Genomic DNA, 12952 nt, shown 5'->3' with positions numbered 1-12952 from the left:
CCGCTCTTCCAACGCCATCGGCAACGCCCCCGTGAACTGTGTCGCCGGGCTAAGTTAGCATGCCCCCAGCCCCCCGCTGACCCCCGCCATGCCCAAGCCCCTGCTGGTCTTCGTCCATGGCTGGAGCGTAACCAGCACAGCGACCTATGGCGGCCTGCCGGCCCGCCTGAAAGCCGAGGCGGCGCGTGAAGGCGGCCCCGGCATCGACATTGCCCACGTCCACCTGGGCCAGTACGTCAGCTTCCGCGACGAGGTGAGGGTCGACGACATCGCGCGCGCCTTCGAAGCGGCGCTCGGCCCGGTCCTGGCCGAGGCCGGGCGCGGCCGGCGCTTCGCCTGCATCACCCACAGCACCGGCGGGCCCGTGGTGCGGGAATGGCTGGACCGGCACTACGTCCGCACCGGCCGCCTCGACGACTGCCCCATGAGCCACCTGGTGATGCTGGCCCCGGCCAACTTCGGCTCCGCGCTGGCGCAGCTGGGCAAGAGCCGGCTCGGGGCGATGAAGGCCTGGTTCGGCGGCATCGAGCCGGGCCAGGGCGTGCTGGACTGGCTGGAGCTGGCCAGCCCGGAGTCGATCGCGCTCAACCTGCGCTGGATCCACGACTATCCCGCGCTCGACCTGCCGTCGCGGCCGCGGCCGGTGTTCCCCTTCGTGCTCAGCGGCGATGCCCTCGACCGCAAGCTCTACGACCACGTCAACGCCTACACCGGCGAGACCGGCGGCGACGGCGTGGTACGCCTGGCCGCCGCCAACCTCAACGCCAGCCACCTGGTGCTGGCCCAGCCGGCGCTAGCGCCGGACGAAGCGCTGCCGGCGGCGCGAAAGCGGCTGCGCACGCTGGAAAAGGCCTCCGCCCATCGCGCGCCGACCACCGCCTTCAAGATCGTGCCGGGCGTCTCCCACAGCGGCGAGCGCATGGGGATCATGGGCAGCGTGGCCAACGACGCGCGGCCGCACCCCACGGTGGACGCGATCCTGCGCTGCCTGGGCGTGCGCGACGCGCGGGGCTACGCCGCGCTGTGTCGTGAGTTCGAGCGCGAGAACGCGGAGCACCAGGCACCGGCGCGCCGCGTCGAAGTGGAGAAGGTGCCGGTGCTGCCGGACCGCCGCTACGTGCACGACCCGCACGCGATGGTGCTGTTCCGCCTGCTCGACGACAGCGGCACGCGCGTGCCGGAGATGAACCTGCTGCTGACCGCGGGCCCCTCGGCCGACCCGAACCAGCTGCCGCAGGGCTTCCTCACCGACCGCCAGGGCAACCGGCGCGCGCCGGGCAACCTGTGCTTCTTCCTCAACCACGCGGCCCTCGCCGGCTGCCCGGAAATCCGCGACGGCGAGCGCCTCGTGCGCGAGGCCCTGGTCCCTCGCCCGCCCTACGGCCTGCGCCTGCTGCCGCGCCAGGACGAGCAGCTGGTGGAACACTGGCTCGCCGAACTTGGCGCCGACGTCGCCAGCCTGCTCGACCTGGTGCGGCCAAACGAAACCACGATCATCGACCTGCGCCTGACCCGGGTGGTGCGCGAAGGCGTGCTGCGCTTCACCCGCCAGCTGGCACCGCGCAAGTTCCGCGACGACCCGCCGGGCGGACCGATCGCCGGGCCGCCATGACCGGTGGCAGGGGACGGTGAACGGAAAGTTCACGCAGGCTGGGGCACCCTCGCGCCACATCCGCCCACCGGAGGCCCGCCATGACCACCCGCCGCTCCTTCCTGGCCGCCGCTGCGGTCGCCGCCACCGCCGCCGCCCTGCGTCCCCTGCCCGCGTTCGCGCTGACGGTTCCCGCCCCGTCGCTGCTGCGGCGCCCGATCCCGTCCACGGGTGAACTGATCCCGGTGATCGGCATGGGCACGTCGGGCAGTTTCGAAGTCGATGCGGCCGGCCGCGAACCGCTGAAGGAAGTGCTGCGGCGCTTCGTCGCGGGCGGCGCCTCGGTGATCGACACCTCGCCGAACTACTCCAACGCCGAGGACGTGCTGGGTGACCTGATGGCCGAGCTCGGCCTGCGCGACCGGATCTGGCTCGCCACCAAGCTGGCCGCCGACAACCGCGCCGCCGGCGAGGCCCAGTTCGCCGACTCGCTGCGGCGGCTGCGCACCGACCGCTTCGAACTGCTGGCCGTGCACAACCTGCGCGACTGGAAGACCCAGCTGGCGTACGCGCGCGAACTCAAGGCGCAGGGCAAGGTGAAATACGTCGGCCTGACCCACTTCATGGACGCACAGCACGACGCGCTGGCCGACATCGTCGCGGCCGAGAAGCCCGATTTCGTGCAGATCAACTACTCGGTGGCCGCGCCGAACGCCGCGAAGCGGGTACTGCCGGTGGCGCGCGACAGCGGCACCGCGGTGATGATCAACCGCGCCTTCGCCGACGGCCAGCTGTTCTCGCGCGTCGCCGGCAAGGCGCTGCCGGGCTGGGCCGCGGAGGCGGGCGTCACGTCCTGGGCGCAGATGTTCCTGAAGTTCGCGATCAGCCACGAGGCCGTCACCGTGGTCATCCCGGCCACCGGCAAGCCCGACCGCCAGGTCGACAACCTCAAGGGCGGCACCGGGCCGCTGCTGAACCAGGCGCAGCAGGCCGAACTCATCGCGATGTTCGCCTGATGGCGCCGGGGCCGCTGGCGCGCCGGCTGTCCCGGCTGTTCGACGTGAAGGAGGGCGAGGCGCCGGCGGTGCTGGCCGGCGTCGCGATGTTCTTCCTGCTGTTCACCGGCTACTTCATGCTGCGGCCGGTGCGCGAGACGATGGGCATCGCCGGCGGCGTCGACAACCTGCAGTGGCTGTTCACCGGCACGTTCGTCGCGACCCTGCTGGCGATCCCGCTGTTCGGCGCGATCGCGACGGTCGCGCCGCGGCGCCGGATCCTGCCGTGGACCTACGGCTTCTTCGCCAGCAACCTGCTCGGCTTCGCCGCCGCGATCGCCGCCGCGCCGGAGAACCCGTGGCTGGCGCGGGCGTTTTACATCTGGCTGTCGGTGTTCAACCTGCTGGCGATCTCGGTGGCGTGGAGCGTGCTGGCCGATGTGTTCGCCACCGGCCAGGCCAAGCGCCTGTTCGCGCTGATGGCCGCGGGCGCCAGCGCCGGCGGACTGGCCGGCCCGCTGCTGGGCATCGCGCTGGTGGGCTGGATCGGACAGGCCGGGCTGATGGTCGTGGCCACGGCTTTCCTGCTCGCGTCGGCCGGCTGCGCGCTGGCGCTGCAGCGCTGGCGGGAGCGCCAGCCGCTGCCGCCCGGCGAGCAGGCGGCACCGCGGGCGCCGCTCGGCGGCAATCCCTTCGCCGGCATTTCCACGGTGCTGCGCTCGCCCTACCTGATGGGCATCGCGCTGTTCGTGGTGCTGCTGGCCAGCGTCACCACCTTCCTCTACTTCGAGCAGGCCCGGCTGGTGGCGCTGCACTTCCCCGACCGCGTCGACCAGACCCGGGTGTTCGGCACGCTGGACGCGATCGTGCAGGCGCTGGCGATCCTGACCCAGGTCTTCATCACCGGCCGCATCGTCCAGCGCCTGGGCCTGGCCGTGCTGCTCGTGACGGTGCCGGTGGTGATGGCCTTCGGTTTCCTGTGGCTGGCGCTGGCGCCCACGTTCGCCGTGTTCGCGATCGTGATGGTGACGCGCCGCGCCGGCGAGTACGCCCTCGCCCGCCCGGGCCGCGAGATGCTGTTCACCGTGGTCCCGCCGGAAGCCAAGTACAAGGCCAAGAACGTCATCGACACCGCGGTCTATCGCGGTGCCGATGCGGTGAGCGGCTGGGTCAAGGCGGGCATCGACGCGATCGCGTCGAACCCGGCGGTGGTGGCCGTGGCCGGTGCCGCCCTGGCCGTGGCCTGGGCGTTGACCGGCTGGTCGCTGGCGAAAGCGCAGCAGCGACGGGCGCCGCCGCGCGACTGATCAGGCGCTGGCGCGCCGGCGCTTGGGGAAGCCGACCATCCGGTTCAACTCCTCGTCCCACAGCTTCAGCTTCGCCGACTTGAAGCTGCTCCACAGCGTCACCCGCGGACCCGCCTGCAGCAGCGGATGCGACAGGAAGGCTTCGCGCAGGCGGTAGTTCGGGATGCGGCTGGCCAGGTGGTGGATGTGGTGGTAGCCGATGTTGCCGGTGAACCAGTGCAGCACCCGCGGCAGGTCGAAGTAGGAGCTGCCGTTGATGGCGGCCTCGTTCGAATCCCACTCCTCGCCGCGCTTCCAGTAGGCGTTCTCGAAGGTGTGCTGCACGTAGAACAGCCACACGCCCAGCGCGCCGGCGATCAGCACGATCGGCAGGTGCACCATCAGCACGGTCTTCCAGCCGATCGCCCAGCCCATCAGGCCGCCCACCAGCAGCAGCATCAGGTTGTTGACCAGCACGCTGGCCCACTCCTTCTTCCAGGTGAACGGCAGGTCGAACGGGAAGCGGTGCTTGATCACGAACTGGTAGGCCGGGCCGATGCCCAGCAGCACCGGGGTGCTGCGGTAGAACCGGTAGCAGAAGCGCTTGAAGGCTGGCAGCGCCTGGTACTCGGCGACGGTCAGCGTGTCGATGTCGCCCATCTCGCGGCGGTCGAGGTTGCCCGAGGTGCCGTGGTGCACGGCGTGGGTCTTCTTCCAGTAGCCGTAGGGGAACAGCGTGATCAGGCCGAGCACGCCGCCGACGAGGTTGTTGGCGCGGGTGCTGGCGAAGAAGCTGCCGTGGCCGCAATCGTGCTGGATGATGAAGGTGCGCACGTACAGGCCCGCCGCCGGCAGCGCCAGCAGCAGGGTGAAGCCGTAGTGCCAGCCGGCGTGGATGCTCCAGGCCATCAGGGCCCAGATCGCCGCGAACAGCGGCAGGGTGTTGATGAGTTGCCAGACGGCCTTGCCGAGCTGGGGTTTCGCGAACTGCGCGCAAAGCTGGCGCAGGTTGACGGTCGGGGGCGAGGCTTCGGCGGGATGGCTCATCGGGGCTCCTGGAGGACAACTGTATTGTGTGGGCGGTCCCGGCCAAGGGCAACTTCAAGCGCTTGATGGAAGCGCGCAAACGAACCCCGTTTGTCAGCGAAACAGGACGTAGTAAGCCGCACTAGGCGCATCTTGTCCTGATTTGCTGCTGTTCCCGGGGATTCCCCCGGATAAACCGGGCATGAAGACATCTCGGTTAGTGACTTTGAGCAGGCAAGGACCGCCAACACGAGCGGCTTCTCCCCCTCCCCCTTGCCGGTGACCCCGGGTCGGTGGTCCATTCCCTTCCACGCGGCCGGCACGACTTCTTCCTCGTCGATTCGGGCCGGTGGTTTTACGTTCAACAGCCCCCTGGCGTTGACGACCTTGGGCAGGGCAATCGACTGTTTTCGGGACAGGCGGCCCTGCCATTTTTTTGCCTGCGTTATCCGGGCGCGCGCTGGCTGATGGCCACGCTGCCCAGGATCAGCGCGCAGGCGATCGCCATGGCCCAGGTCGGGGTTTCCCCGAGCAACCCCCAGCCCCAGGCCACGCCGGCTACCGGCACCAGGTAGGTCACGGTCACCGCACGGCCGGGCCCGACGCGCTGGAACAGACGGAAGTAGATCCAGTAGGCCAGGCCGGTGCAGACCACCCCGAGCGCGACCGCCGAGCCCCAGGCCTGCGGCGTGATCGTGGCGGTGGGCCACTGCGCCAGCGCGAACGGCAGCGACAGCACCGCGGCCGAAGCCAGGGTGGCCGCCGCGATGCCCGCCGGCGGCAGCCCGGCGAACAGCCGCGGGATCAGGTTGGCGCCGATGCCGTAGAGGAAGGCCGCCGTCGCACCCGCCGCGACCGCCCAGCCGATGCCGCTGCCCTGGGTCTTGTCGCTGGCCAGCACCACCACGCCGCCGAAACCGACCAGCAGTGCCAGCACCTTGCGCAGCGCAATCTTTTCGCGGAAGAACAGATAGGCCACCAGCGCCGTGAACAGCACCGCCATCGCATTGGTGATCGCGCCGACGCCGGCCGGCGCCCGCTGCGCGCCCCAGGCGAACAGCGCGAACGGCAGGGCCGTATTGATCAGCCCGACGGCCGCGAGCCGCGGCCAGATCCGCAGCGGGAACTGCGCACGCACCGCCCACAGGAAGGGCAGCAGCACCAGCGCGCCCAGGCCCACCCGCAGCTCCACCAGGGCCGCGGTGCCGAACTCCGGCGCCGCCACCCGCTGGAACAGGAAGGACGCACCCCAGATCGCGGCGAGCAGGCCCAGCTCCAGCGGCGTACGCCAGGGGGCCGGGTCGGCGGCCTGCACGGGCGTCGGAAGGGGCGCGGGATTCTTCATGGCTCGGGCAAGCTCGCTTCGTGTCTGGCCGCCATTGTCCTCTCTCCCGGCCGGCACGGGCGCCTCCCTCGCGCGACACCCGGGGAGTTCGCCGGAGACGGTGCCTGATCCGTTAACCTGTGCGACCCGCGCCCGGAGCCGCCACGGCCATGACCACATCCATCGAGTTCCCGCTCGAGCGCGAGTTCGTCGAACTCAACCAGCTGCTGAAACTGGCCGGCCTTTGCGACAGCGGCGGCATGGGCAAGCAGATCGTCGCCAGCGGCGAGGTCACGGTGGATGGCGTGCAGGAGCTGCGCAAGACCGCCAAGATCCGCGCGGGCCAGGTGGTGCGGCTGGACGACATCGAGATCCACGTCGTCCCCGGCTGACCGGGGACGACGGGCCGTGCGGGCTCAGCCGCCGGTGAAGCAGAAGAAGTTGAGCTTGTTGCCGTCGAGGTCGCGGAAGTAGGCGCAGTAGAAGCTGTCGCCACGCGGGCCCGGCGCTCCCTCGTCGGTGCCGCCCAGCGACAGCGCCAGCGCGTGCAGGCGATCCACTTCCGCCGGGTTCGGCGCGTCCAGCGCCACCATCACCCCGTTGCCCACCGTCGCCGGCTGGCCGTTGAAGGGCTTGGTGACGCTGAGGCCCGCGCCCTTGGGGTCGGTGACCCAGGCGACGAAGACGCCTTCGTGTTCCATGAAGCGCTTGCCGCCCATCGCGCCGAACAGTGCATCGTAGAAGGCGACGGCGCGGGGAAGGTCGTTGGTGCCGAGGGTGACGTAGCCGATCATCGGGATTCTCCGGGTGGGTTCACAGCATCGGGAGCTTCAGGCCCTGCTCGCGCGCGCAGGCCTTGGCGATCTCATAGCCGGCGTCGGCGTGGCGCATCACGCCGGTGCCGGGGTCGTTCCACAGCACGCGGCCCAGGCGCGCGGCGGCGGCCTCGGTGCCGTCGGCCACGATCACCACGCCGCTGTGCTGGCTGTAGCCCATGCCCACGCCGCCGCCGTGGTGCAGCGATACCCAGGTGGCGCCGCCGGCGACGTTGAGCATGGCGTTGAGCAGCGGCCAGTCGGACACGGCGTCGCTGCCGTCCATCATGGCCTCGGTTTCGCGGTTCGGGCTGGCGACCGAGCCGGAATCGAGATGGTCGCGGCCGATCACGATCGGCGCGCTGACTTCGCCGTTCTTCACCATCTCGTTGAAGGCCAGCGCCAGGCGGTGGCGATCGCCCAGGCCGACCCAGCAGATGCGCGCCGGCAGGCCCTGGAACGCGATGCGCTCGCGCGCCATGTCCAGCCAGCGGTGCAGGTGCGGGTTGTCCGGGATCAGTTCCTTGACCTTGGCGTCGGTCTTGAAGATGTCCTCCGGGTCGCCGCTGAGGGCGACCCAGCGGAACGGGCCGATGCCGCGGCAGAACAGCGGCCGCACGTAGGCCGGCACGAAGCCCGGGAAATCGAAGGCATCGGTGCAGCCGACGTCGAAGGCCATCTGCCGGATGTTGTTGCCGTAGTCGAAGGTGGGGATGCCCATGTCCTCGAAGTTGAGCATCGCTTCCACGTGCGTGCGCATCGAGTGCTTGGCGGCATCGATGACGCGCTGCGGGTTGTTCTTCTGCTCGCTGAACCACTCCTCGAGCGTCCAGCCGGCCGGCAGGTAGCCGTGCAGCGGGTCGTGGGCGCTGGTCTGGTCGGTGACGGCATCGGGCCGCACGCCGCGGCGCACCAGCTCGGGCAGGATCTCGGCGGCGTTGCCGAGCAGCGCGATCGACTTGGCTTCGCCAGCCGCGCAGTACTTCGCGATGCGGGCGAGGGCGTCGTCGAGATCACTGGCCTGCTCATCCACGTAGCGGGTGCGCAGGCGCATGTCGATGCGGCTCTGCTGGCATTCGATGTTGAGCGAGCAGGCGCCCGCCAGCGACGCCGCCAGCGGCTGCGCGCCGCCCATGCCGCCCAGGCCCGCGGTGAGGATCCAACGGCCCGAGAGGTTGCCGCCGTAGTGCTGGCGGCCCATCTCGACGAAAGTTTCGTAGGTGCCCTGCACGATGCCCTGCGAGCCGATATAGATCCAGCTGCCGGCCGTCATCTGGCCGTACATCATCAGGCCCTTGGCATCGAGTTCGTTGAAGTGCTGCCACGTGGCCCAATGCGGCACCAGGTTGGAGTTGGCTATCAGGACGCGCGGGGCGTCGGGGTGCGACGGGAACACGCCGACCGGCTTGCCGCTCTGCACCAGCAGGGTTTCGTCGTCGCCGAGCGTGCGCAGGGTCTCGAGGATCTTGTCGTAGCAGGCCCAGTCGCGGGCGGCGCGGCCGATGCCGCCGTATACCACCAGGCCGGCCGGGTTCTCGGCCACGTCCGGATCAAGATTGTTCTGCAGCATCCGGTAGGCGGCTTCGGTCAGCCAGCTGCGGCAGCTGCGCTGGGCGCCGCGCGGCGCGCGGATCTGGCGGGAGGGGTCATGGCGCGGGGACGTGGGCATCGGCGGCTCCGGGAAGGCAGGCGCCGATTATAGGTTCCCGTGCGGGCGCGGCGCGCCCGGGGCTCAGCCGCCGACGCGCGGGCTGAGCAGGCGCAGGGCCTCGGCGGTATTCGTGGCGCCCGTCTGGCGCAGCTCCTCGCCGGTGTAGGACTCGCCGATGCCGGGCGTGCAGCCGCGGCGGTCGCGGCGCTTGATGCGGGTGCCGGTGTCGCGCAGGCAGTGGCGGTCGTGCGTGGCCTCGGCGTCGGCGAGGTCCTCGGCGCGCGCGTCGGCAGCGGGTGCGGCCGGCGGGGTCGCCTCGTCGCCGGCGTCGGTGCCGGTCGCGGGGGTTGCCACCGGCGCTTCCGGTGCGGGCGTCGGCGCGGCGGGCGATTGCGCCAGCACGGCCAGCGGGGACAGGGCGATCAGCAGGGTCAGGACGGCACGGTTCACGGCAGGCTCCCGGGGAGTTCGTGGCTGCCAGCCTACGCCGGCGCGCGTCGGAAAGCTGGCTCCCGGCTGACCGGAAACGTTCAGGAAAATCGAGGCGGTCAGGCCAGCAGGTCGGCCAGCGCGCGGCGGTAGCGGGCGGCGATGGCCTCGCCGTCGCGGTGACGGCCTTCGGCGACGAGCCGCTGGCCGGCCACGTGGGTTTCGCGCACGAGCGGGCGGTTGCCGCCGAAGACGACGCGATCGAGCAGGTCGGCCGCGCGCGCGCCGGCCAGGGCCGGGGCCTGCCCGTCCAGCACGACGACGTCGGCCGCGGCATCGGCCCCCTGGCCGCAGGCGCGCAGCCCGCCGGCCAGGGCCTGCGAATACAGCAGCGCGCCGGTGCTGGGCTGGTCCGCGCTCACCGCGATGTTGCGGCGGCGGGTCACCAGGCGCTGCCCATACTCGAGCCAGCGCAATTCCTCGACCGGCGACACCGACACATGCGAATCCGAGCCGATGCCCCAGTGCCCGCCCGCCTGCAGGTATTCGCGCAGCGGGAACAGGCCGTCGCCCAGGTTCGCCTCGGTGGTCGGGCAGATGGCCACGGTGGCGCCGCTGCGGGCGATGCCCTGCACTTCCGCCGGCTCGAGGTGGGTGGCGTGCACCAGGGTCCAGCGCGCGTCCACGGCGGCGTTCGCGAGCAGCCATTCGACCGGGCGGGCGCCGCGCAGCGCGAGGCAGTCCTGGACTTCGCCCACCTGCTCGGCGACGTGGATGTGGATCGGCATCGGCGCGTCGCCGATGGCGCCCATCACCGCGGCCATCGCGTCCGGCGGCACCGCACGCAGGCTGTGGAAGGCGACGCCGACTTTCAGCGTGGCCGATTCGAGCGCGCGCAGCGACTGCAGCAGCGCCAGGTACGCATCGAGCGAATGGCCGAAACGACGCTGCCGCTCGCCGAGCGGGCGGCCGTCGAAGCCGCCGCTCATGTATAGCACCGGCAGCAGGGTCAGGCGGAGGCCGGTGTCGCGCGCGGCGGCGATGAGCGAATGCGACATCGCCGCGGGATCGGCGTAAGGCTGGCCGTCCGGCGCATGGTGCAGGTAGTGGAATTCGCAGACGCTGGTGTAGCCGGCTTCCAGCATCTCGGCGTAGAGCTGGGTGGCGATGGCGTACTGCGACTCCGGGTCGACGCGGCCGGCGAAGCGATACATCAGCTCGCGCCAGGTCCAGAAGCTGTCCTGCGGATCGCTCTGGCGCTCGGCCAGCCCGGCCATCGCGCGCTGGAAGGCGTGCGAATGCAGGTTCGGCAGGCCCGGCAGGCGCCAGTGGCCGTCGGGACCGGCGGCAGTCGGGAAACCTGGGGCGGCGATGTCGGGCATGGCGACGAGTTTCGCATGAGGCCGCGCGGGGCGCATACAATCCCGGCCATGAATGCGCTGACCGGTGTAAGGGTGCTTGAGCTGTCGCGGGTGCTCGCCGGCCCGTGGTGCGGCATGGTGCTGGCCGACCTCGGCGCCGACGTCATCAAGCTCGAGTCCTTCGACGGCGACGACACCCGCGGCCTGGGCCCGCCCTTCCTCGACGGCATGTCGGCCTATTTCGCCTGCTGCAACCGCAACAAGCGCTCGCTGGCGATCGACCTGCGCGCGCCCTCGGCTCGCCCCCTGCTCGAAGCCCTGGTGCGCGAGGCTGACGTGCTGGTGGAGAACTACCGCACCGGCGGCGCCGAAGCGCTGGGCGTGGGCTACGAGGCCATGGCCGCGATCAACCCGCGCCTCGTCTACTGCTCGATCTCGGGCTACGGCCGCACCGGCCCCGGCGCCAGGCTGCCGGGCTACGACTACGTGGTGCAGGCCGAGGCCGGCATGATGGCCATCACCGGCCCGGCCGACGGCGGCGCCTACAAGGCCGGCGTCGCGGTGGCCGACCTCGCCACCGGGCAGAACGCCGCCACCGCCATCCTGGCCGCGCTGCTGCAGCGCCACCGCACGGGCCGCGGCCAGCGCATCGAGGTCTCGCTGTTCGACAGCCAGCTGGCCATGCTGGCGAACGTCGGCAGCAACGCGCTGTTCACCGGCGCCGATGCGCCGCGCCACGGCAACGCGCACGCCAGCATCGTGCCTTACCAGGCGTTCCGGGCCCGCGACCGGGAGTTCGTGCTCGCCGTGGCCAGCGAGAAGCTGTGGATCCAGGCCTGCCAGGCGCTGGGCCGCGAGGACTGGCTGCGTGATCCGCGCTTCGGCAACAACGCCGCGCGCGTGCAGCACCGGCAGGCGCTATGCGCGGCGATGGCCGAACTGTTCGCCACCGAGGACGCTTCGCACTGGCTGGCGCTCTTCAGCCAGGCCGGCGTGCCGGCGGCGCCGATCAACAGCGTGCGCCAGGCGCTCGACCACCCCGTGGCCACCGCCGGTGGCATGCGCGTGGTGATCGATGGGATCCCGATGGTGGGCAGCCCGCTGCGTCTCTCCGCTTCGCCGCCGCGGCTGGAACGGGCGCCGCCGGCGCTGGGCCAGCACAGCGACGAGATCGCGCGCGAGTACGGCTTCGTACCCGAGCGGCTGCGCCACGAAGGGGCGATCCGATGATCGGCCGCCTCGCCCCGCCCTGGGACAAATTGCTGCTCGACGCGCGGCTGGCGACGCTGCGCGACGACCTCGGCGCCTGGGGCGCGATCGAGGACGGCGCGCTGGCCTGGAAGAACGGCCTGCTCGCCTACGCCGGCCCGCGCGCCGACCTGCCGGGCGAGCCGTCGACGCTGGCCGCCCGCATCGAATCGGCCGAGAACCGCTGGATCACGCCGGGCCTGGTCGACTGCCACACGCACCTCGTCTTCGCCGGCGACCGCGCGCCGGAGTTCGAGCGCCGGCTGCAGGGCGCCAGCTATGAGCAGATCGCGCGCGAGGGCGGCGGCATCGTCTCCACCGTGCGCGCCACCCGCGCGGCCAGCCGCGAACAGCTCCTGGCCACCGCCCTGCCCCGCGCCCGCGCGCTGCGTGCCGACGGCGTCACCACGCTCGAGATCAAGTCGGGCTATGGCCTCGACTTCGACAACGAACGGAAGATGCTGCAGGTGGCGCGGGACGTCGGCGAAGCGCTTGGGCTGACGGTCCGCACGACCTACCTCGCGACGCACGCGCTGCCGCCGGAGTTCGCCGGCCGCGCCGACGACTACATCACCGAGGTGTGTGCGTGGCTGCCGCGCCTGCACGCCGAAGGCCTGGTCGATGCGGTGGACGCCTTCTGCGAAGGCATCGGCTTCAGCCCCGCGCAGACGCGGCGCGTGTTCGAAGCCGCGCGCGCCCTCGGCCTGCCGGTGAAACTGCACGCCGACCAGCTCAGCGACCTCGGCGGCGCGGCGCTCGCGGCGGAGTTCGGCGGCCTGTCCGCCGACCACATCGAATACACCGGCGACGAGGCCGTGCGGGCGATGGCCGCCGCCGGCACCGTCGCCGTGCTGCTGCCCGGCGCCTTCCACGTGCTGCGCGAAACGAAACTGCCTCCGATCGCCGCGCTGCGCGAGCACGCCGTGCCCATGGCCGTGGCCACCGACCTCAACCCCGGCACCTCGCCGCTGCAGTCGCTGCGCCTGGCGATGAGCCTCGCCTGCACCCACTTCCGCCTCACGCCCGAGGAAGCCCTGCGCGGCGCCACGGTGAACGCCGCGCGCGCGCTCGGCCTGCACGACCGCGGCCGCCTGCTGCCGGGGCAACGCGCGGACTTCGTGCAGTGGAACATCCAGCATCCCGCTGAGCTGGCCTACTGGCTCGGCGGCGACCTGGTGCACGCCGTGCATATCGCCGGCCGCCGCGTCGGCGGCTGAGTCAGGCGA

12 protein-coding genes are annotated in these 12952 nt (G+C 71.5%); 6 read left to right on the top strand and 6 right to left on the bottom strand.

All coding sequences use genetic code 11. The annotated features are described in order from the left end of the window. The first annotated feature begins 88 nt into the window (after nt 1–88). From VFV21_RS10200 to VFV21_RS10190, 3 genes are all read left to right on the top strand, one after another. Complete coding sequence (locus VFV21_RS10200) at nt 89–1612, top strand: phospholipase (RefSeq protein WP_329669315.1); 1524 nt, start codon at nt 89–91, stop codon at nt 1610–1612. Nucleotides 1613–1692: 80 nt separating this feature from the next. Next, nucleotides 1693–2607: an aldo/keto reductase gene (locus VFV21_RS10195; RefSeq protein WP_329669314.1), complete on the top strand. Its 915-nt coding sequence runs from the start codon at nt 1693–1695 to the stop codon at nt 2605–2607. After that, on the top strand, nt 2607–3893 hold the full coding sequence (locus VFV21_RS10190; RefSeq protein ID WP_329669313.1) for an NTP/NDP exchange transporter: 1287 nt from the start codon (nt 2607–2609) through the stop codon (nt 3891–3893). The genes VFV21_RS10195 and VFV21_RS10190 overlap by 1 nt, the downstream gene beginning before the upstream one ends. On the opposite strand, the gene VFV21_RS10185 is transcribed toward VFV21_RS10190, so the two are convergent. Then, on the bottom strand, nt 3894–4919 hold the full coding sequence (locus VFV21_RS10185) for a fatty acid desaturase (protein ID WP_329669312.1): 1026 nt from the start codon (nt 4917–4919) through the stop codon (nt 3894–3896). Between the two features lie 424 nt (nt 4920–5343). Beyond that, entirely contained in the window at nt 5344–6243 is a 900-nt protein-coding gene (locus VFV21_RS10180) for a DMT family transporter (protein ID WP_329669311.1), read from the bottom strand. 149 nt (nt 6244–6392) lie between these two features. On the opposite strand from VFV21_RS10180, the gene VFV21_RS10175 reads away from it, so the two are divergent. After that, nucleotides 6393–6614 (top strand): RNA-binding S4 domain-containing protein, encoded by a 222-nt coding sequence (locus tag VFV21_RS10175; RefSeq protein ID WP_329669310.1) that lies wholly within the window; start codon nt 6393–6395, stop codon nt 6612–6614. 24 nt (nt 6615–6638) lie between these two features. On the opposite strand, the gene VFV21_RS10170 is transcribed toward VFV21_RS10175, so the two are convergent. The 4 genes from VFV21_RS10170 to VFV21_RS10155 all read right to left on the bottom strand — a co-directional run bounded on the left by VFV21_RS10170 (nt 6639) and on the right by VFV21_RS10155 (nt 10499). Then, a complete protein-coding gene (locus tag VFV21_RS10170) occupies nt 6639–7016 on the bottom strand; it encodes a VOC family protein (protein ID WP_329669309.1) in 378 nt (125 codons plus the stop codon). Between the two features lie 19 nt (nt 7017–7035). Beyond that, a complete protein-coding gene (gene hutU / locus VFV21_RS10165; protein ID WP_329669308.1) occupies nt 7036–8706 on the bottom strand; it encodes a urocanate hydratase in 1671 nt (556 codons plus the stop codon). Between the two features lie 63 nt (nt 8707–8769). Continuing rightward, nucleotides 8770–9138 (bottom strand): hypothetical protein, encoded by a 369-nt coding sequence (locus VFV21_RS10160; protein ID WP_329669307.1) that lies wholly within the window; start codon nt 9136–9138, stop codon nt 8770–8772. Between the two features lie 98 nt (nt 9139–9236). Beyond that, complete coding sequence (locus tag VFV21_RS10155; protein ID WP_329669306.1) at nt 9237–10499, bottom strand: formimidoylglutamate deiminase; 1263 nt, start codon at nt 10497–10499, stop codon at nt 9237–9239. Nucleotides 10500–10547: 48 nt separating this feature from the next. Here VFV21_RS10155 and VFV21_RS10150 point away from each other — a divergent pair, with 48 nt between their 5' ends. Then, the gene (locus VFV21_RS10150; protein ID WP_329669305.1) at nt 10548–11708 is read left to right on the top strand and encodes a CoA transferase; all 1161 of its coding nucleotides are present in this window, start codon (nt 10548–10550) and stop codon (nt 11706–11708) included. Then, entirely contained in the window at nt 11705–12943 is a 1239-nt protein-coding gene (hutI, locus tag VFV21_RS10145) for an imidazolonepropionase (protein ID WP_329669304.1), read from the top strand. Before VFV21_RS10150 ends, hutI begins: the two co-directional genes overlap by 4 nt. The last annotated feature ends 9 nt before the right edge of the window (nt 12944–12952 follow it).

Source organism: Arenimonas sp. (genome assembly GCF_036275555.1).
Lineage (GTDB): Bacteria > Pseudomonadota > Gammaproteobacteria > Xanthomonadales > Xanthomonadaceae > Arenimonas.
Note: the sequence above shows the minus strand (reverse complement) of the source record. Positions and strands in the feature narration are given on the sequence as shown.

Bases quoted from the DNA above. Each gene is read 5' to 3' on its own strand.
- VFV21_RS10200 (WP_329669315.1), top strand. From the start codon at position 89: ATGCCCAAGCCCCTGCTGGTCTTCGTCCATGGCTGGAGCGTAACCAGC.
- VFV21_RS10195 (WP_329669314.1), top strand. From the start codon at position 1,693: ATGACCACCCGCCGCTCCTTCCTGGCCGCCGCTGCGGTCGCCGCCACC.
- VFV21_RS10190 (WP_329669313.1), top strand. From the start codon at position 2,607: ATGGCGCCGGGGCCGCTGGCGCGCCGGCTGTCCCGGCTGTTCGACGTG.
- VFV21_RS10185 (WP_329669312.1), bottom strand. From the start codon at position 4,919: ATGAGCCATCCCGCCGAAGCCTCGCCCCCGACCGTCAACCTGCGCCAG.
- VFV21_RS10180 (WP_329669311.1), bottom strand. From the start codon at position 6,243: ATGAAGAATCCCGCGCCCCTTCCGACGCCCGTGCAGGCCGCCGACCCG.
- VFV21_RS10175 (WP_329669310.1), top strand. From the start codon at position 6,393: ATGACCACATCCATCGAGTTCCCGCTCGAGCGCGAGTTCGTCGAACTC.
- VFV21_RS10170 (WP_329669309.1), bottom strand. From the start codon at position 7,016: ATGATCGGCTACGTCACCCTCGGCACCAACGACCTTCCCCGCGCCGTC.
- hutU (WP_329669308.1), bottom strand. From the start codon at position 8,706: ATGCCCACGTCCCCGCGCCATGACCCCTCCCGCCAGATCCGCGCGCCG.
- VFV21_RS10155 (WP_329669306.1), bottom strand. From the start codon at position 10,499: ATGCCCGACATCGCCGCCCCAGGTTTCCCGACTGCCGCCGGTCCCGAC.
- VFV21_RS10150 (WP_329669305.1), top strand. From the start codon at position 10,548: ATGAATGCGCTGACCGGTGTAAGGGTGCTTGAGCTGTCGCGGGTGCTC.
- hutI (WP_329669304.1), top strand. From the start codon at position 11,705: ATGATCGGCCGCCTCGCCCCGCCCTGGGACAAATTGCTGCTCGACGCG.